This window comes from Fodinicola feengrottensis, from assembly GCF_039530045.1.
Classification (GTDB): domain Bacteria; phylum Actinomycetota; class Actinomycetes; order Mycobacteriales; family HKI-0501; genus Fodinicola; species Fodinicola feengrottensis.
On record NZ_BAAANY010000023.1, the window covers coordinates 123105 to 141395 of the forward strand.

Consider the following 18291-nt stretch of genomic DNA (forward strand, 5'->3'; position numbering starts at 1 on the left):
GTTTCCTCTTTCTTTACTTGGATGTGGCGCGCAGGTAGCCGCGCACCGCGAGCGGCGAGAAGACCGCGACGATGCCGACGATCCACAGCAGCGCCAAATATGGGTAGGGGCCGGGGTCGGTGCCCAGGAACAACGGCCGTACTGCGTCGATAACGACGCTGACCGGCTGGTGTTCGGCAAACCAGCGCAGCGGTCCGGGCATCGACTGGGTCGGAACGAACGCGCTGCTGACAAAAGTCAGCGGCATGAGCAGCGTCAGCCCGGCCATCTCCACGGCCTCCAGATTGGAGACATAGAGCGCGATCGTCACCGCGACCCACGAAATCGCGAACGTGAAGCCCAAAATCAACGCGATCGCGGCCAGCCAGCCCAGCGGGTCCAGGGCCGGCCGAAAGCCCACCGCGAGGCCCACCACGAAAACGATACATACCACGAAAAGATTGCGCAGCAGACCGGCGGTGGTGTGTCCGGTCAGGACCGCCGCCCGAGAGATCGGCAGCGACCGGAACCGGTCGATCAGGCCGCTGTGCATATCCTCGGCCAGCCGTACGCCAATTGTCATCGCGCCGAGCGTGACGCTCTGGATAAAGATGCCCGGCATCAGATAGCTGGCGTAGTTGGTCGCGCCAGCACCGATCTTGATGGCCCCACCAAACACAAAACGAAACATCAGCACGAAAAGCGCCGGTTGCGCGGTGGCGAACATCAACTGCTGTGGCTGCCGGCGCAAATGGATCAGATAGCGCTTGGCGAGCACACAGACTTCCAAGAAGAAGCCCAGAAGTGGATTGCTGGACGGCACCGCGATCACCCGCGGTGGGGCCGCTGAGGAAAGCACGGTCATGAGGCCACCTCCACGAGTTCGGCGACCGGTTCGGCGCTGTGTCCGGTCAACACCAGGAAAACGTCGTCCAGCGTTGGCCGCCGCATCGCGAGGTCCTGTACGCCGGCGCCGGTCCCGTCCAGCTCGCGCACCACGTCGGTGAGCAGGCCCGTACGCGACTTCACCGCGACCGCGACCTTCCGCCGCTCAGTGTCGACATGTGGGATCCCGTCACCGAAGCCGCGGAGCACGTCCGCGGCCAGCTCCAGATCCCCCGGGTCGGCCATGGTGATCTCCAGCCGCTCCCCGCCTATCTGGGATTTCAGCTGGTCAGCGGTGCCGTGCGCAATCGCCTGGCCGTGGTCTATGACGTAGATGTCGTCGGCCAACTGATCAGCCTCCTCCAAATACTGGGTGGTCAGCAGCACCGAAGTGCCGGCGGCGGTCAGGCCGCGTACGACCTCCCACATGCCGAGGCGGCTGCGCGGATCCAGGCCGGTGGTCGGCTCGTCGAGGAACAGCACCGGCGGCGAGACGACCAGACTGGCCGCCAGGTCCAGGCGCCGACGCATGCCGCCGGAGTACGTTTTGACCGGGCGGTTGGCCGCGTCGGTCAGCTCGAAACGAGCCAGCAACTCTGCCGTACGCGCCTTCGTGGCCCGCCTCGGCAGTTTGTAGAGCCGGCCGAACATGTCCAGGTTTTCGCGCCCTGTCAGGTATTCGTCGACGGCGGCATACTGCCCGGTCAGGCCGATCAGCGAACGGAGGCGGTGGGCGTCACGTACGACGTCCAGCCCGGCGACCTCGACCCGCCCACTGTCCGGGCGCAGCAGGGTCGCCATGATGCGGACCGCGGTCGTCTTGCCGGCACCGTTCGGGCCGAGCAGGCAGACGATCTGGCCGGGCTGGACAGACAGGTCCAGGCCTCGCAACGCCTCGGTCTCGCCGAATCGCTTCCGTACGTTTTCGACCAATACGGCCGGTTTGTCAGCCGCCATGGGCCACTCCCTTCGAAGAACTGATGAACTCCTGTATTATGTACAGGAGGATAGTGAAGTATGTAAATACTTCCAAGGAGGTTTGTTGAGTACGACACCAAGCGCCGCCGACCTGAGCCAGACGTTCACTCGCGCCGCGCAGGAGATGCGCCGCAAGGCCGGCACTTATTTCGCGACTTTGGGCTGGTCAGTGGCCGCTGTGAGGTTCATGGTGACGCTGGAGTCGATCGGCTCCGGGGCCCGGATGAGCGACATCGGCACGGCCCTTGGCGTCACCCCGCGGGCCGTCACCGCGCTCGCCGACACCCTCGAAGGCGACGGGCTGGTCGCGCGTACGCCAGCACGGAACGACCGCCGGACCACGCTGATCACCATCACCCCGGCCGGCTGGGAACACATCGAGAAAATCCGCCAACACAACGTCGAGCTCGCGGAACGCACCTTCCAGGCCCTCGACGAGTCCGAGCGAACGGTCCTGATGGACTTCCTGCACCGCCTGATGTCCGCCTCCTGACGACTCGTTCGCGAGCTCGACGTTTTCGCTGTCGTTTTCGGCGTATCGGCAGCGAAAACGTCAAGTTCGCGCGTGCAGGAGAACCGGAAGGGCTGAAACACCACGAAAGGCCGGGTTTTCGGGGCCAAGCCGTGGGACCTCGCCGGCCAGGGTGAGGTGCGGGAAGCGGCGGAACAGGGTGCCGATGGCGATTTCGGCTTCCATCCTGGCAAGTGACGCGCCGAGGCAGTAGTGGATGCCGTGACCCATGCCGAGGTGGTGGTTGTCCGTACGCCCGATATCCAAATCCTCCGGGCGGTCGAAGTGCCGGGGATCTCGATTCGCGGTGGCCAGCACGATCTGCACCAGCGAACCCTTTTCGATGACCGCGTCCGCGAGCGGAATATCCTCGGTGGCGACCCGAAAAGTGGCGTTCTCGGCCGGGCCGTCGAAACGGATGAATTCCTCGACTGCGGTGCCGATCAGGTGCGGCTCGGCCACCAGCCTGCGCAACTGGTCAGGATGGGTGAGCAGTGCATGGATCGCGTTCCCCAACAACCGCGCCGTCGTTTCGTGGCCAGCGAAGAGCAGCAACCACGTCATCGACACGAGCTCGGCCTCGGAGAGCCGATCTCCGTCGTCCCTCGCAGCGATCAGATCGGTCAGCAGATCGTCGCCCGGCTCCTTTCTCTTGAGTGCCACCAACTCTACGAGCTGGTGATGCATCTGCTCCTCAGCCGCCTGTTGCAACCGTACGGAATCATCGTCGTAGACAGTGCCCGCGACGGTGGTCGACCAACGCTGGAAGTCCGCACGCATGTCCGCTGGCACACCCAGCAGCTCACAGATAACGGTGATGGGGAGCGGAAAAGTGAACGCCTCAACCAGGTTGACGGGCGCGTACGGGCCGATCGCGTCCAATAACTGGTCGGTGATCTGTTGGGTACGCGGCCGCAGCGCCTCCACCCGCCGTGGGGTGAAGGCCTTCGCGACCAGCCGGCGCAGCCGGGTGTGTTTGGGTCCGTCAGAGAAGATCATGTTGTCGTCCAACGCCATCGACGAGTCGCCGAACAGCGCCTGATAGGCCGACATCGCGCTGTGCATATCCTTGCTGATGCGCGGATCGACGAGCACGGCCCGCGCGTGGTCGTACCGGGTGACCAGCCACGTCGGTACGCCATGGGGTGGCGTCACCGGGCAGACCGGGGTGTTTTCCCGGATCTGCGCCAACTCCTGGTCGTGGCTCTGCTGCGTGGTGGTCACGCCGGCACCCCGACCGGCGCGAATGCCACCGGCAGCTCGAAAAGCGCGCGGTGCAGCAGGCCCGGCTTCCACTTCAGGTCGGCCGGTTCGACGGCGAGTCGTACGTCCGCGAGTCCGGTGACGATCGCCTCGACCGCGATGCCAGCCAGCATCCGGCCGAACAACGCGCCGATGCAGTTGTGAATGCCCAGGCCGAAACCGAGGTGGTGATTGTCCTCCCGGGTGATGTCCAGGCGGTCTGGGTTGGCGAACTTCGCCGGGTCGCGGTGGGCGGCGGCCAGCAGCGGGCAGACTGTCGAACCAGCCGGGATAGCGACGCCACCCACCTCGATTTCCTCACGAGTGAACCGGAAGGTGCCGATCTGGGTGCCGCTGTCGTAGCGGATCAGCTCCTCGATCGCGTTCTGCAACAGTTCGGGCCGCGCCTTCAGCAGCTCCAACTGCTCGGGATTGCGCAGCAGTGAATGCAGGGCCGTACCGGTGAACGCGATGACCGACTCGATGCCGGAGAACAACATCGTGATGGTCAGCGCGAAAAGCTCCAGCTCGGACAGCTCCCCCGCGTCGCGTTCGGCGATGAAACCGCTGAAAACGCAGTCGTTCGGGTTGGCCTCGCGGCGCTCCAGCAACGTGACGATGACCTCCATGATCTCGTGCTTGAGCACTTCGAAGTCGTCCAGCCGCAGATCGTACGGCGGGCTGATCAGCAGGCTGATCTTGTCCCGCATGAAACGGTTTTCCTCAGCTGTCAACACATCCGTGCCATTGAAGTCACCGAGAATTTTTTCTGCGAACGGCAACACCAGATCGCCAATCAAGTCCGCCTTGCCGGTCTCAGCGAACTTTTCCAGCAATTCCCGAGCGTACGCTCGCGCGCGGTCCTCTAGCGCACGGACCTTGCGGGGCGGCAACTGGCGTCCGACGACCCTGCGCAGCCGGCTGTGGTTCGGCGGGTCCACCATATTCAGGTTCTGGTGGAAAGCGGCCAGCCGCTCGTCCCGCTCGAACCGCTCCGGCCGCAGATCCCCGTCCGTCAGCGCGGACCGGTCCTTGCTGAATCTGGTATCCGCCAGCACGCTGCGGACCTCGTCAAACCGGGTGACGAAGTAGATCGTCATTTCGCCGGGATAGACCACGGGCACGACCGGCGCGGTCTCGCGCAGGTGCTTCCACACCGGGTGCGGGTTGGCGAGGAACTCCGGCGTGAACATTTTCGGCGCGTCGGCCATGACTACGTCTCCCTTTCTAAGACTTGGCGGTGAAAACGACCGGCAGCTCATGCGGCGCGCGAAGCAGTGCACCCGGCCGCCAGTGGACCTGGTCGGCGGGCACCGCGAGCTGGAAGTCGCCTATCCTTTCCAACACGGTCTCGATCGCGACCGTGGTGAGCATCCGGCCGAGCTTCTGGCCGAGGCAGTTGTGCATGCCCAGCCCGAAACCCAGATGCGAGTTGTCCGGCCGGTTCAGGTCCAGCTGGTCCGGGTTCTCGAACTGCTCCGGGTCCCGGTTGGCCGCGAAGAGCACGAAAGCGACCACCTCGCCGCGCGGGATCGTCACCCCACCGATCTCCACCTCTTCCTTGGTGTAATGGAAAGACGCCATCTGCATGCCGCCGGCGTAGCGCAGCAGCTCTTCAACGGCCGATTCCATCAGCTCAGGCTGCTCGCGCAGCACCTTCAGCTGCTCCGGGTTTGTCAACAGCGAGTGGAAAGCGGTGGCAATGAAGGAGGCAGTGGTGTCCATGCCGCCGACCACCAGGGTGACGATCATCGCGAGCAACTCGTCGTCGGTGATCTCGCCGCGCTCGTTGGCCTGGACGAAGGCACTGAACGAGTCACCACCGTCCGAACCGCGCCGGCGCTCGATCAGGTCCAGCGTGAGCCGCTTGATCTCATGCTTGATTTCGTTGTATTCCAACGGAGTCGTACCGTTGATCGGCGTCGTCAGCCGCTGACCCAGCTCGCGCAGTCGGACCCGGTCGAAACCGCGGCCCTCCTCATCGGGCAGGCCGCCGATCATGCCGCCAATAATGTCGAAAGAAAGCGGGTTCGCGAGGTTCGCGACCAGATCCATCCTGCCGTCCGCGACCACCGCGTCGATCAGTTTGTTCGCGTACGCGCGCGCCTCGGTTTCCATTTGTTTCACCCGTCGCGGGGTGAAACCGGTGGAGACCAACCGGCGCAGCCGGGTGTGTTCGGGGTCGTCGACCATGTTCAGACAGCGGGTCAGTGCGACCAGCTCCGGGTCGTGGTGCGCGGTGGACGCCAACGGGCAGTCGCTGCCCAGAGTCGTACGGTCCTTGCAGAATCGGGGATCCACGAAGGCGGCACGCACGTCCTCGTACCGGGTGATGAACCAGACGCTCAGCCGGTGGCCGGGATAGTCGATGCGTACCACCGGGTCGTTCTCCCGGAGGTGGTTGTAGGTCGGGAACGGGTCGGCCAGGAAGCCGTCACTGAACAGCTCCGGCACGGCCTTTTCTTCTATGGTCACGATAATCCTCTCGTCTACTGTGGTTCGGCCCGGCCGGCCTGAGCCACCCAGTCCTGTTTCGTTGCCCAGTCACCGAACCGCTGCCAGTGCACGTCGGCGAAGTCGCGACGCAGCCCAGCCACATCCGCGACGAAACCCACTCGGGTGATGTAGTCGAACATCTTCGCCAGATCCGGCCCGAAACGGGCCGCATCGGCCGGCACCGCGACGGCTCGTACGGATGCGCTCAAGGTCTGCGAGAGTGCGTCCGCGGTGTGCCGACCATCCAGCTCGTCGCTGGCGATGTCTATCCGCTGACCCAGCATCTGCTCCCGGTGCTCAAAAACATGCCGCGCGAAGGCGCCGATGTCGTCCACTGGGATCTGCTGGAGCTGCCGGTCCACCGGCATCGGGCTCGGCAGGATCCAGCCGTCGTCGATCCGGCGTAGCCCGAAAAACCTGTTCTCCATGAAGAAAGCGGGCCCGATCACCGTGTGCGGCACGGCCTGTTCGCGCAGGTAGTGCTCGACTCGCCGCTTGCTCTCGTAATGCGGCACGCCGGTGTCCCGGTCCGCGCTGGCCGCCGAGGTGTAGACCACGTGACCGACCCCGGCCGCACGAAACCCTTCCACCCCTTTGATGGCGACCCGGGTTTCCTCTTCCACTCCCGCGTCGAACGTGTCGGACACCAGGAAAGCGGCGTCCGCTCCGGCCGCGGCGGCCGCGACCGATCCGCAGTCGGTGAGATCGCCTCGAACAATTTTGGCACCTGCCAAGGCAAGCGCGCGTGCCGCCGGCGACTTCGGCGTACGGGTCATCGCACGTACCGTGTGGCCGTGCGCCAGCAACTCCCGCGCGGTGGCGCCGCCCTGCTGCCCGGTCGCACCCACCACGAGTACGTCGAGACCTGACATCTGAAGAGTCCCTTTCTCTTACATTCCGCCGTCGACGCGTACGGTCGTGGCTGTCACATAACGGGCCAGATCGCTGGCGAGGAAAAGCACCACACCGGCGATGTCCTCAGGCTTTCCGAGCCGCCGCAGCGAAGTCATCGCGGCGAGCCGCTCGCGCTGCTCGTTCGAATAGCTGGAGATCATGTTGGTCTCCACCAAACCCGCGACCACGGCGTTCACTCGTACGCCCACTGGGCCGAGTTCTTTGCCAAGGGCCTTGGTCAACCCGACCACACCCGCCTTCGCGGCGGCATAGTGGCCAAGCGTCGGCACGCCGGCGTCGGCCGTACCAGAACCAATGTTGACTACCGAGGAGCCGTTTCCCAGCAGCGGCAACACAGCTTTGGTCACCCGGTGCGTACCGTCGAGGTTGGTGCGTACGATCCGATCCCACTCGTCGTCCGACAGGACGCTATAGGGCACATGACTGATCACACCGGCGTTGTTGACCACAATGTCGAGGCCGCCGAGGAAGTCCTCACACTGTTTTGCCAGCGCGGCAACGTCTTCGGCGCTGGTCACGTCTGCTTGGACGAGCCGGTGACCGGAGCCGATTTCCGCCAACTCCACGTCGAGATCCACCACTGCCTGATCTTTTGTACGATAGGCGACGACAGTCCTCACCCCGGCCTTGGCCAGCGCCAGCACACAAGCCCTGCCAATGCCGCGCGCACCGCCAGTCACCAGCGCGCGGCGGCCTTCGAGTCCCCTCATCCGTGCCTCAATCTGTTCGCCATCCACAGCGCGCTGCCGAGCCCAAAAGCGGCATCAGCGGGGGAAACCAGCGCCGAAGCGGGGACGAGAACCGCATGCCGCAGGCCAACGTCGACCAGGTCCCGGATCCTGCTGAGCAGCTGTTTGGGCGTACCCACCAGCATTCGCTGCCGGATCAACTCGTCCGGAACCGCGTCGATCGCCCGCAGCATTTCGCTCCGGCTGTACCGATGTGGCATCAGGTCGACCGGGCCGGTGTAGTCGGGCCCGAGCGGGTGATCCACGCCGTGGTTCGCCCATTCGGCCGCCGACGCGAACAGGCCGAGGTAGCGGACCGCCTTGCTGCGGAGCAGCTTTTCCACATTCTGCTGGTTTGACCCGGCCACGTAGGTAATGACCTGTGCAGCCTCGATCCGGTCCGGATCGCGGCCAGCGGTCAGCGCCGACTTGGTCACGATGCTGAGCCGCCGCTCGTACTCGGACGGCGGCACCAGCTCCCACGGATACCAGCCGTCCGCGTACTTTCCAGTCAGGGCAAGCATTCGTGGACCGTTGGCTCCCAGCCACAGCTGAGGTGCTCGGTCCGGACGCGGCGGACGCAGGTCCATGACCGCCTTGTCCAGCTGGAAGAACTTCCCGTCGAAGTCGACCGAACCGTCCGCGTCGAGGCAGGCACGGAGAACTTGCAGTGCCTCCTCGACGCGGCTCACCGGCTGACTGTGCTCGATTCCGTACGGGTCCAGGTTTTCCCTTTCACCAGCTCCCAGCGCGAGGATCGGGGCCCTTTTTGTCAGGTGTGACAGCGTGAGGAAGGTCTGGGCCAGCAGTGCCGGATGCCGGCGATGTGGGTCGGTGACGCCCACGCCCAGGCGCATCCGGCCGGCCTTGCCGGCCAGATGCCCCAACATGGTGGCGAAGTCGTACGCCTCGTCCGGCGTCGACGTTTTCTTCGCCAGGAAGGTGAAGTCCGGGTCCCACACGGCTTTCGGAAACGGGCTGATCAGGTGGTCGACGGCCCAGAAGGAATCCAGCCCACCGGCCCGCGCGAGGCCCAGCTGGGCCCGGCCGGCCGGGATCGGCGCGCTGGTGCTCCACACGATGCCGGCGGACACCCGGGGTCGGGTCATACCGGCCTGCACTCGAGAATGTTGTTCGGTGGCACCGCCCGGGTCACCTTGACCAGCTCGAATCCACTGGCCGCCAGCAAAGTCGCCCAGCCGCGCTGGGTGCGCTCCTGGCCACCGACGTTGACCAGCATCTCCAGGTCCAGGATCCGGCTGAAGTCCCAGACGTTGGCCTCGGTCATCACGGCCTCGATCAGGAACAGCCGAGCATCGGTGTTTTCGCCGATGGCCTTGCGCACATTGCGCAGGATCGTGCCGCATTCGCCGTCGTCCCAGTCGTGCAGGACGCTCTTCAAAATGTACGCGTCCGGACCTTCGGGCACATTGCTGAAGAAGTCGCCGGAGACCACGGTCGTACGATCGGCGACGCCCGCCTTTTCCAGCAGGGCCGGCGCTCCCGGGGTGACCTCGGGACGGTCGTAGAGCAGGCCGCGGACATTGCTGTGGTGCTTGAGAATCTCGGACAGCATCAGGCCGTGGCCGCCGCCGAGATCCGCCACCACACTGAAGTCGCCGAATGGGCCAAGCTTCGCGAGCTCCGTCGCAGCGTGCCCGGAGAAGGAGGTCATCGCCCGGTTGAACGGCGCCGAAAGCTCCGGCTTGTCCGCGAAGTAGTCAAAGACCGGCTGTCCGTGTACCCGGTTGAAGGCCGTCTCGCCGGTCCGTACGGTGTTCAGCAGCTCACCGTACGAGTGCAGGCGGCTGACGTTTCCGATGTGGACGGCGAAGTCCTTAACGCTGCCCGGAACATCTGAGCGGAGGAACTCCGCCTCGGCGGTCATCTCGTACTTGCCGTCCGGCTGCAGCCGAAAAACCCCGACCGCGGTCGCCGCATCCAACACCCGGGCCAGCGCGGCCGTGTCCGTACCGGTCTCGTCGGCCAACTCACCAGCGGTCTGCGGCTTGGCCGCCACCTTGTCGGCGATGCCCAGCTCCGCGATCACGTGCATGACGTGGGAAATGTGGTGCGCGGTGACCATCGTCAACATCCGCACCCGCGGCGGAAGCTGAGCCAGGTGGGGAAAACCAGCCTGCGGGGTTGGCGGAGCCTGAGTCATCGGAAAGCCCCTTCAGACAGCTCTGCGGCGCGCTTTTCGACCGCCCGCTTGATGTGGTTCATCTGGATCACCGTGTTGGTGTTGAGCCGGTTGGTCATCGCCTCGTCGTCCACCGGGGCGGTGTCCAACATGTGAAAGTCCTGCACCCAGCGCATCTGAACGCCATCGGAAAGCTCGGTATATTCCCAGAAGATGTCCATGAACTCGAAGTTGCCGGTCTCCACACGGTGTGCACGGACCGTGCGGGTGGCCGGATTGGACGTACGATCGGAAACCCAGCTCCACGCGGTGCCGTTCTGGTCCGGCTTCAGGGTGAGCCGGAATCGTACGGTGGGACCAATCCGGCGCAGGACCTCGACAGATGCGTACTCGGTGAACAGAGCCGGCCACGACTCGATGTCGTTGGTCATGTCCCACACCAGGTCCAGCGGGGCCTCGATGACGACACTGTTTTCGGTGTGCCCAGCCATTATCGCTTCGCCTTCTGCTGCTCGTTGACGTAGTCCATCAACTCGGCCGGCGTGGACAACCCGTTTTCCGGAATGGTGACGTGATACTCGGTTTCGATCCTGGCCTTGACCTCGATCAGACCAAGGGAATCGCAGCCCAGCTCGGCAAAGTCGGTGTCCCGCTGCTCGCCGTCCAGCGGCGGCGGATCGGTGACCCCGGCATACTGCCGCATGATGCGTGCCAACTCGTCCGCGGTGAACTCACTCATCGCACTTCTCCCTTCTAGAACCGGCGACGACTACATGCCGCCGTCGACGTTGATGGTTTCGCCGGTGACATACCGGGAGAGATCGCTGGCCAGGAAGAGCACTACACCGGCAATCTCATCCGGGGTGCCGAGCCGGCCCAGCGCGGCCATCTTCTTGTAGTGCGCCAGCCGCTGTTGCATTTGCTCGTACTCCTGCGGGGTGGTCCGCTCAGCGAGATCCGCGGCTTCGATGATTCCCGGTGCGATGACGTTGACGCGGACGCCGCGCGGGCCCAGTTCTTTGGCCAGCGAACGGGTAAGTCCGATCAGACCGGCCTTCGCGGCGGTGTAGTGCGCGCGCATCGGCACCCCAACCAGGGCGACCTTCGAGCCGATATTGATCACCGAGGCTGACTCGCCCAGCAGCGGCAGGGCGCGCTGGATGACCAGAAAACTCGCGGTCAGGTTGGTGTCCAGCACCAGCCGCCAGTCGTCGAGGCTGAGCTTCTCGAACGGGATGTGGCTGATCGCGCCGGCATTGTTGACAATCACATCCAGTGCACCAAAACGCGTACCGGCCTCGTCCACCAGCCGCTGCACCTGGTCCGGCTGGCTGATGTCGGCGCGGATCACGTGGTGCTCGCCGGGGGTGTCCTTGAGCTCTCGGATCAGACTCTCGACCGAGTCGGATTCGTTGCGGTAGCAGGTGATCAGGTTGGCACCGGCCTGCGCCAGCGACAGCGCGATGCCACGACCGATACCCCTGGTGCCGCCGGTGAGCAGGATCTTCTTGCCAGTCAGGTCGATTTCCATAAATTCCTCCGAAAGAGTGTTAGATCGCACGTACCACAAGCGCGGCGTTGAATCCGCCATATCCACGGGCGACGATCAGGGCGGTACGCACCCGCGCCGGCCGGGTTTCGGTGACCAGGTCAATCGGACAACCGGTCGCCACCTCGCCGACATTGACCGTCGGCGGGATGACGTTGTCGCGGATGCTCAGCAGGGCGGCCGCGAGGTCCAGCGAGGCGCCACCGGCATAGAGCCGGCCGGTCATCGTCTTGGGCGCGGTCACCGGCACCGCGTACGGACCGAAAACCGCCGCGATCGCACCGGCCTCGATCCGATCCAGCTCGGGATCTCCCGCCGCGTCAGCGAAAACCACGTCCACGTCGGCCGAGGTGAGGCCGGCGTCGGCCAGCGCACCCTCGATCGCGCGCCGCAGCGACGGCGGCCGCGGCGAGCCGGGCGGCGGGTCGAAGGTCGCCGCGTAACCGAGAACTTCGCCATATCGCTGCGAAGCCCCGCGCGCTTTCGCCTCATCCGCGCGCTCCATCACGAAATGCGCGCCGCCCTCACCCGGCACATATCCAGCGGCGTCCGCCGTGAACGGTTGGTACGCCCGCTCCGGATCGACCGCCTTACTGAGCCGTCCGGTGCTCGACTGGGCCACCATTCCGTACGGGCAAAGGGCATGGTCGGCGCCCCCGGTCAACACGGTCGTGGTGTCCGGCCGCCGCAACAGCCGGCGGGACTGCGCGACCACGTCCAACCCACCGGCCTGCTCGGAGGCCAGCACGCCACAGGCGCCACGCATTCCGTGCATAATCGACAGTTGGCCAGTGGAAGCCGCATAAAACCAGGCAATCGACTGGTACGCGCCCACGTGTTGCGGACCGTTGCTCCAGAGCTTCTGGATCTCCCGCTGGCCGAACTCGCTGCCGCCAGACGAACTGGCGGTCACCACGGCCATCTCGTATTCGCGCATACCAGCCGGATCCAAACCTGCGTCGGCCAGTGCCATCGCCGCGCCGGCGAGCGCCAAATGCGTCCACCGGTCGGTCTGCACCATCACTTTCGCCGGGACATATTGGGTCGCGACGAACTCCGGCACCTGGCCAGCGACCTGGGTCGTGTAGTTCGCCGGGTCGAAACTCTCGATTTCCCGGATACCACTCTTGCCGTCGAGCGTCGCCGCCCAGTACGCCTCGGTGCCGAGCCCGTTCGGCGCGGTGGCACCAATTCCGGTGATGATCGCGCGGTCGTCAGACATGAATCTCACCCGCCGGTTTGCTCAACACCATCGCGGACTGGAATCCACCGAAGCCGCTGCCGACGGTCAGAATCGTCTCCAGTTCCCGCTCGCGAGCGACTTTGGGGACATAGTCCAGATCGCATTCGGGGTCGGGCTCTTCCAGGTTCGCCGTCGGCGGCACCACCTGGTTCTGCAACGCCAGCGCACATGCCGCGATCTCCAGCGACCCGATGGCGCCCAACGAATGGCCGATCATCGACTTGATCGAGCTGACCGGCACCTGGTGGGCTCGTTCTCCCAGCGCTCGCTTGAAAGCCGCCGTCTCATGCCGGTCGTTCTGCTTGGTTCCCGAGCCGTGCGCGTTGACGTAGTCGATGTCCTCGGGGTTGGCGTGCGCCCGGTCCATCGCCACCGCGATCGCCTCGCTGAGCTCCCGGCCGTCCGGTTTCAGGCCGGTCATGTGGAAAGCATTGCTGCGGGTCGCGAAACCACCGATTTCGACGTACCCACGCACACCACGGCGGCGAGCGTGTTCGGCGCTCTCCAGGACGAAAATCGCCGCGCCTTCACCGAGGACGAAGCCGTTGCGGCGCCGGTCAAACGGTCTGAGGGCGTGCTCGGGGTCCTCGTTGTTTGGCGAAGTCGCTTTGATGGCGTCAAAACACGCGACCGTGATCGGGGAGATCGGCGCGTCCGTCGCACCGGCGAGGACGATATCGGCGGTGCCCTCCTCGATCAGCCCGACCGCGTGACCGACAGCGTCCAATCCGGACGTGCAACCGGTCGACACCACGGCGACCGGACCTTCCGCGCCGACTCGCCAGGCCACCTCGCAGCCCAGCGAACTTGGCGCCATGTACGAATAGAGGTGCGGCACCTGGTACGTCTCGTCCACCAGCCAGTTCTTGCCGGTGTCGCTGAGCACGACATACTCACGCTCGAGGCTGACCGTGCAACCGACCGCGCTGCCAATCGACACGCCGATCCGGCCAGGGTCGATGCCGGCGAAGTCGAGGCCACTGTCAGCGATGGCTTCGTCCGTACACACCGCGGCGAACTGTGCGGCGCGGTCCATCCGGCGAGTTTCCTGATGGGTGAGCCCGGAATCGGCCGGATCGAAGTCGACTTCGGCGCCGATCCTGGACCGGAAGCCGGTGGTGTCGAAATGGGTGATCGCACGGGTAGCCGTCCGGCCGGAGGACAGCAGGTCCCAGAACGCCCTGGTGCCAATCCCGCCCGGCGCGACCACGCCGATCCCGGTGACGACAGCTTTACTCATGGGAGACCGACAACTGGGGCTCCTGCTGGTTCGGCTGCTCTTCGGTGTCGACGTGCCCCAGCTCCGGCCGGGGCGCCAGTGGGCTGAGGAAGAACACGCCTTCGGCCGGCTCGGTGCCACTGTTTTCCAGCCGGTGCCGGGCATCGATCGGCACCATCAGCGACTCGCCCGGCCCGAGGTCGATTTTCTCGTCGTCCAAACGCATCTGCAGATGGCCGCTGACCACGTACAGGAACTCCTCGGAATACGGGTGGTAGTGCTCGGAAATGGACTCTCCCGGCGCCAACCTGACAACGCCCATGAATCCGGAGGTGGAAGCGGCCGTTTTGGGGCTCAGCAACACCCGCAGTTCGCCACCGCGGCGGCGGTTCGGCTCAACACTGTCAACGTGGATTTTCGGCATGATCGTACGACTCCCGACTACTCGGCGTGCCATGAATAGAACTGCTCGGCCATGGCGTCTTTGGGCTCTTTCCAGTTCGGGTCGTACGGCCGCATGTATTTCGCCAGCCCGCTGTTCAGCTGCTGGTAGAGCGGGTGGCTGCGGGCCTGGTAAAGCCGCGGGGCGATGTTCTCCTGCGCTTCCACCAAGTGAAAGTAGAGGCCATGGAACCGGAACAGCGAACGGCGCTGCACACCCACCATATGCGGTAGTTCGGTCGCGTCCGACTCCGCGAACAGGTCCGCCACCGCGTCGGTGTCGGCCGGATCCATATGCGCGACAATCAGTGTTCTATGCGCCACTGTCCCGCTTTCCTTTCCTCAGATTTATCAGAATCAAAAGGCATTTACATCGTGGCAATAACTTTAACCCGGTGCGATCCCTGTACAACACCCGCGAACTTTTCCTTGAATGTAACGAAACAGCTCACAGGAGACGTAACCGTTCGTCACATTCGGGTGAGGTGATCGATGAGGGCGGTGGTGTGTTTGGCCCCGACAAAGAGCGGATCGGCGAGGACGCCGCGGAGAAACTCGATGGTGGTGCAAAGGCCGGGACCGGTGACGCGGAATTCGCCGAGGGCGCGGTCCATGCGTGCGATGGCGGCGGCCCGAGTTGGCGCCCAGACGACGACTTTTGCTAGCAGCGAGTCGTAATCCGGGCCGAGCGACCAGCCAGGATAGCCGTGGGTGTCGACGCGTACGAACGGACCGCCGGGCGGTTCGAATTCGGTCAGCGTCGCCGGCGTGGGCAGGAATCCACGGGCCGGATCCTCGGCGACCACCCGGCATTCGATGGACACCCCGCGTGGCACCACGTCCTGCTGCCGCAGAGCCATTCGCCGGCCGGCGGCGATATTCAGTTGTTCGGCGACGATGTCGACGCCGGTGACCATCTCGGTGACCGGATGTTCCACTTGAATCCGGCCGTTGATTTCCATGAAGAAGAAATCACCGCGTTCGTCGACCAGGAACTCGAACGTGCCGGCGCCGATCAGGCCGGCGGCCGCCGCACCACTGACCGCGGCCCGGCCCATTCGCGCCAGCAAGTCGGCCGGCAGATCCGGAGCGGGAGTCTCCTCGATGAGTTTCTGGTGCCTACGCTGGACGGAACAGTCACGCTCACCGAGCGAGACCGCATGTCCGAACGCATCCCGCAACACCTGGATTTCCACATGCCTTGCCTGGTCGAGAAACCGTTCGACATAGACCCGGCGGTCGCCGAAGACGGCTTGTGCGTTGGCCTGGCAGTCCAGATACGCCCGCGAAAACGAGCCCGCATCGCGTACGATCGCCATCCCCCGGCCACCGCCACCCGCGGCCGGCTTCACGATCACCGGAAATCCCACCGACTCGGCGAAACGCAGAGCCTCATCGGCGCTGTCGAGGGTTTTTCGGCTGCCTGGCAGCAGCGGAAGACCCGCGTCGGTCATCAACGCACGCGTACGCGCCTTGTCGCCCAGCAACGCCATGCTCTCAGGCGGCGGTCCGACGAAGGCGATGCCGTTCTGGGCGCAGATTTCCGCGAAGTCCGGATCCTCGGACAGAAAACCATAGCCGGGATGGATCGCCTCCGCGCCAGTACACAGCGCTGCCTCGATAATGGCCGGCACGTTCAGATAGCTGCGCCGATGCGTGGGCGGTCCAATGTGGACCGCTTCGTCGGCGAACCGGACCACGGCGGTGTCCCGGTCCGCTGTCGAATAGACCGCGATGACCCGGATTCCCAGCTCTCGGCAGGTACGCGCGACCCGCAGGGCGATCTCGCCGCGGTTCGCGATCAGGACGCTGCTGAACATCGCCTACGCTCCGGCCGGCGCGAGCAGCACCAGCGGCTGGTCGTACTCGACGAAAGTGCCGTCCGGTACCACGATTTCCAGTACCCGGCCGGCGATGTCCGCCTCGACCGGGTTCATCAGCTTCATCGCCTCCAAAATCCCGACCGGCTGGCCGATCTCGATGACGTCACCCTCGCCGATGAAAGGCGCGCTGTCCGGAGTCGCCGCGTGATAGAAGGTGCCGACCATGGGCGAACGCAGATAGCGGAGCTCGGCCTCGGCTTCGGTGGGACCGGCAGGGATTTCCGGCGCGGCGGTCGTCGTAAGAGCCCACTCCAGCTCGACGACGGTCTCGCCAGTACGTACGGTCAGCCGGCTGAGCGGCCGGCCGGATGCCTGGGCGAGCTCGGCCGCGTGGGCGCAGAGCTGCCGAAGGATCTCGGGGTCGTCATGCGGTGGCATCCAGCCTCCTGCTTTCGGTGGTGGGCTTCGGGCGGCCGACGGCTCGGAACCGCTCTCGCCGGCGGCGGACGATTTCGGCCGGAGACAACGGAAGAAGCTCATCCAGTGCTGCGCACAGAGCGTCGCCGAGCCAGCCGCTGGCCAGCGCCGGATCCTCGTGCGCACCTCCGGCGGGCTCTCGTACGACCCCGTCGGCCACGCCGAATTCCAACAGTGCGCGGGCATCCACCCGCAACGCCTGCGCGGCTCGCGGCGCATGTGCCCGGCTCTTCCAGAGAATCGCCGCACATCCTTCCGGGCTGATCACCGAGTAGACCGCGTTTTCGGCCACCAGCAGGCGATCCGAGACTGCCAGTGCGAGGGCGCCGCCGCTGCCGCCCTCACCGGTCACCGCCGCCACGATCGGCACCGGCAGGCCGGACATCAGTCGCAGGTTCTGCGCGATCGCGACCGCCTGGCCGTGTTGTTCGGCGGCCACGCCGGGATGCGCGCCCGGAGTGTCCACCAAGGTCACCACCGGCCGGCCCAGTTTGGCGGCCAGCCGCATCAACCGGGCCGACTTGCGATAGCCCTGCGGCGACGCCATCCCGAAGTTGCGGTCCACCAACTCGCGGGTGCTGTGCCCCTTCTGATGGCCCATCACCACCACCGGGCGGCCCCGCAGCAGTCCCAGGCCACCAACAATCGCCGGACAGTCGCCGGAGGCACGATCGCCATGCAGTTCCACAAAACCATCTATCAGCTGGCCAATGTGGTCCACAGTGGACGGCCGATCGAGATGGCGAGCCAACTGCACGACATCCCACGCGAGTCGGGCCGGCAACTGGTCGGCCTGGGTGACAACCGGCTCGCCCGTACGACGCGGTACGGCCCGACCGGGGCGGCCGGCTTTGCCACTGTCCGCCACCGCGAGAAGTTTCCCGAGCGTCGCCCGCATCAGGGCCCGTGGACGTACGTCGTCAATCAGCCCGTTGGCCAACAGAAACTCGGCGGTCTGGAAACCCTCGGGCAGCGTTTCCCCGACCGTCTCGGCGATCACCCGCGGACCGGCGAATCCCAGCCGCGCGCCCGGCTCGGCCAGGATCACGTCCGTGAGCGTCGCGAAAGAGGCCGCCACGCCGCCATACGTGGGATCGGTGATGACCGAGACGGTCAGCAGGCCGGCTTCGTCCAGCTCAGCCAGCGCCTGGCTGGTACGTGCCATCTGCAGCAGGGAAATCACGCCCTCCTGCATCCGCGCGCCGCCGGAGGCGGTGACGATCACGAACGGCACTCCGTCAGCCAGCGCGCGGGCCGCCGCGGCGACGATCAGCTCGCCGGCACCGGCGCCAAGGCTTCCGCCCAGAAAGCGGAAATCCATCGCCGCGACGACCACCGGCCAGCCCTGGATCCGGCCGCGTACGCACACCACGGCCTCGGCCAGCCCGGTTTTGCGCCGCGCTGCTTCCAAACGTTGCGGATAGGGCATCGAATCAACGAAACCAAGCGGATCCGCGGCCCCGATGGGTCCCGCCAACACCGGCTGCGCACCCGGGTCGACCAGCAGGTCGAGCCACTGCGGCGCGGTGAGCCGGTGATGCGACCCGCAGTCCGGGCAGACGTGCAGGTTCCGCTCCAGCTTTTTCGCATAGATGAGCTCATTGCAGGACGCGCACCGGTGCCACGGTGTCGAAGTTTTGGTCAGTGCTGCCACCATGACTC

General features: G+C 65.4%; 20 protein-coding genes. 1 reads left to right on the plus strand and 19 read right to left on the minus strand.

The window, feature by feature from the left end:
- Window positions 1–13: 13 nt before the first annotated feature.
- Both ABD301_RS28715 and ABD301_RS28720 read right to left on the minus strand, forming a co-directional pair.
- Entirely contained in the window at window positions 14–844 is an 831-nt protein-coding gene (locus ABD301_RS28715) for an ABC transporter permease (RefSeq protein ID WP_344313473.1), read from the minus strand.
- Window positions 841–1821: an ATP-binding cassette domain-containing protein gene (locus ABD301_RS28720; protein WP_163572042.1), complete on the minus strand. Its 981-nt coding sequence runs from the start codon at window positions 1819–1821 to the stop codon at window positions 841–843. The genes ABD301_RS28715 and ABD301_RS28720 overlap by 4 nt, the downstream gene beginning before the upstream one ends.
- Before the next feature lie 85 nt (window positions 1822–1906).
- Here ABD301_RS28720 and ABD301_RS28725 point away from each other — a divergent pair, with 85 nt between their 5' ends.
- The gene (locus tag ABD301_RS28725) at window positions 1907–2335 is read left to right on the plus strand and encodes a MarR family winged helix-turn-helix transcriptional regulator (RefSeq protein ID WP_163572041.1); all 429 of its coding nucleotides are present in this window, start codon (window positions 1907–1909) and stop codon (window positions 2333–2335) included.
- A gap of 60 nt (window positions 2336–2395) precedes the next feature.
- On the opposite strand, the gene ABD301_RS28730 is transcribed toward ABD301_RS28725, so the two are convergent.
- The 17 genes from ABD301_RS28730 to ABD301_RS28810 all read right to left on the minus strand — a co-directional run bounded on the left by ABD301_RS28730 (window position 2396) and on the right by ABD301_RS28810 (window position 18286).
- Window positions 2396–3577, minus strand: a complete 1182-nt coding sequence (locus ABD301_RS28730) for a cytochrome P450 family protein (protein ID WP_344313474.1) — start codon at window positions 3575–3577, stop codon at window positions 2396–2398.
- Window positions 3574–4806 carry a cytochrome P450 gene (locus tag ABD301_RS28735; RefSeq protein WP_344313475.1) on the minus strand — a complete coding sequence of 411 codons (1233 nt, stop codon included), beginning with the start codon at window positions 4804–4806 and terminating at the stop codon, window positions 3574–3576. Before ABD301_RS28735 ends, ABD301_RS28730 begins: the two co-directional genes overlap by 4 nt.
- 16 nt (window positions 4807–4822) lie before the next feature.
- The gene (locus tag ABD301_RS28740; RefSeq protein ID WP_344313476.1) at window positions 4823–6070 is read right to left on the minus strand and encodes a cytochrome P450 family protein; all 1248 of its coding nucleotides are present in this window, start codon (window positions 6068–6070) and stop codon (window positions 4823–4825) included.
- 14 nt (window positions 6071–6084) lie between these two features.
- On the minus strand, window positions 6085–6963 hold the full coding sequence (locus ABD301_RS28745) for an NmrA family NAD(P)-binding protein (RefSeq protein WP_344313477.1): 879 nt from the start codon (window positions 6961–6963) through the stop codon (window positions 6085–6087).
- A gap of 18 nt (window positions 6964–6981) precedes the next feature.
- Window positions 6982–7716: an SDR family NAD(P)-dependent oxidoreductase gene (locus tag ABD301_RS28750; RefSeq protein ID WP_344313479.1), complete on the minus strand. Its 735-nt coding sequence runs from the start codon at window positions 7714–7716 to the stop codon at window positions 6982–6984.
- On the minus strand, window positions 7713–8843 hold the full coding sequence (locus ABD301_RS28755) for an LLM class flavin-dependent oxidoreductase (RefSeq protein ID WP_344313480.1): 1131 nt from the start codon (window positions 8841–8843) through the stop codon (window positions 7713–7715). The genes ABD301_RS28750 and ABD301_RS28755 overlap by 4 nt, the downstream gene beginning before the upstream one ends.
- Entirely contained in the window at window positions 8840–9898 is a 1059-nt protein-coding gene (locus ABD301_RS28760; RefSeq protein WP_344313481.1) for a methyltransferase, read from the minus strand. The genes ABD301_RS28755 and ABD301_RS28760 overlap by 4 nt, the downstream gene beginning before the upstream one ends.
- Window positions 9895–10368, minus strand: a complete 474-nt coding sequence (locus tag ABD301_RS28765) for an SRPBCC family protein (protein WP_163572029.1) — start codon at window positions 10366–10368, stop codon at window positions 9895–9897. Before ABD301_RS28765 ends, ABD301_RS28760 begins: the two co-directional genes overlap by 4 nt.
- Entirely contained in the window at window positions 10368–10616 is a 249-nt protein-coding gene (locus tag ABD301_RS28770; RefSeq protein WP_163572028.1) for an acyl carrier protein, read from the minus strand. The genes ABD301_RS28765 and ABD301_RS28770 overlap by 1 nt, the downstream gene beginning before the upstream one ends.
- A gap of 30 nt (window positions 10617–10646) precedes the next feature.
- Window positions 10647–11408 carry an SDR family NAD(P)-dependent oxidoreductase gene (locus tag ABD301_RS28775; protein ID WP_344313482.1) on the minus strand — a complete coding sequence of 254 codons (762 nt, stop codon included), beginning with the start codon at window positions 11406–11408 and terminating at the stop codon, window positions 10647–10649.
- A gap of 19 nt (window positions 11409–11427) precedes the next feature.
- Window positions 11428–12648 carry a ketosynthase chain-length factor gene (locus tag ABD301_RS28780; RefSeq protein ID WP_163572027.1) on the minus strand — a complete coding sequence of 407 codons (1221 nt, stop codon included), beginning with the start codon at window positions 12646–12648 and terminating at the stop codon, window positions 11428–11430.
- Window positions 12641–13909, minus strand: coding sequence for a beta-ketoacyl-[acyl-carrier-protein] synthase family protein (locus tag ABD301_RS28785; protein ID WP_163572026.1), 1269 nt, complete (start codon window positions 13907–13909; stop codon window positions 12641–12643). Before ABD301_RS28785 ends, ABD301_RS28780 begins: the two co-directional genes overlap by 8 nt.
- The gene (locus ABD301_RS28790; RefSeq protein ID WP_344313483.1) at window positions 13902–14345 is read right to left on the minus strand and encodes a cupin domain-containing protein; all 444 of its coding nucleotides are present in this window, start codon (window positions 14343–14345) and stop codon (window positions 13902–13904) included. Before ABD301_RS28790 ends, ABD301_RS28785 begins: the two co-directional genes overlap by 8 nt.
- Window positions 14330–14653: a TcmI family type II polyketide cyclase gene (locus ABD301_RS28795; RefSeq protein WP_163572025.1), complete on the minus strand. Its 324-nt coding sequence runs from the start codon at window positions 14651–14653 to the stop codon at window positions 14330–14332. Before ABD301_RS28795 ends, ABD301_RS28790 begins: the two co-directional genes overlap by 16 nt.
- Before the next feature lie 146 nt (window positions 14654–14799).
- On the minus strand, window positions 14800–16149 hold the full coding sequence (locus tag ABD301_RS28800; protein WP_344313484.1) for an acetyl-CoA carboxylase biotin carboxylase subunit: 1350 nt from the start codon (window positions 16147–16149) through the stop codon (window positions 14800–14802).
- Between the two features lie 3 nt (window positions 16150–16152).
- Window positions 16153–16590: an acetyl-CoA carboxylase biotin carboxyl carrier protein gene (locus ABD301_RS28805; protein WP_344313485.1), complete on the minus strand. Its 438-nt coding sequence runs from the start codon at window positions 16588–16590 to the stop codon at window positions 16153–16155.
- Entirely contained in the window at window positions 16577–18286 is a 1710-nt protein-coding gene (locus ABD301_RS28810) for an acetyl-CoA carboxylase carboxyltransferase subunit alpha (protein ID WP_344313486.1), read from the minus strand. The genes ABD301_RS28805 and ABD301_RS28810 overlap by 14 nt, the downstream gene beginning before the upstream one ends.
- Window positions 18287–18291 lie beyond the last annotated feature (5 nt).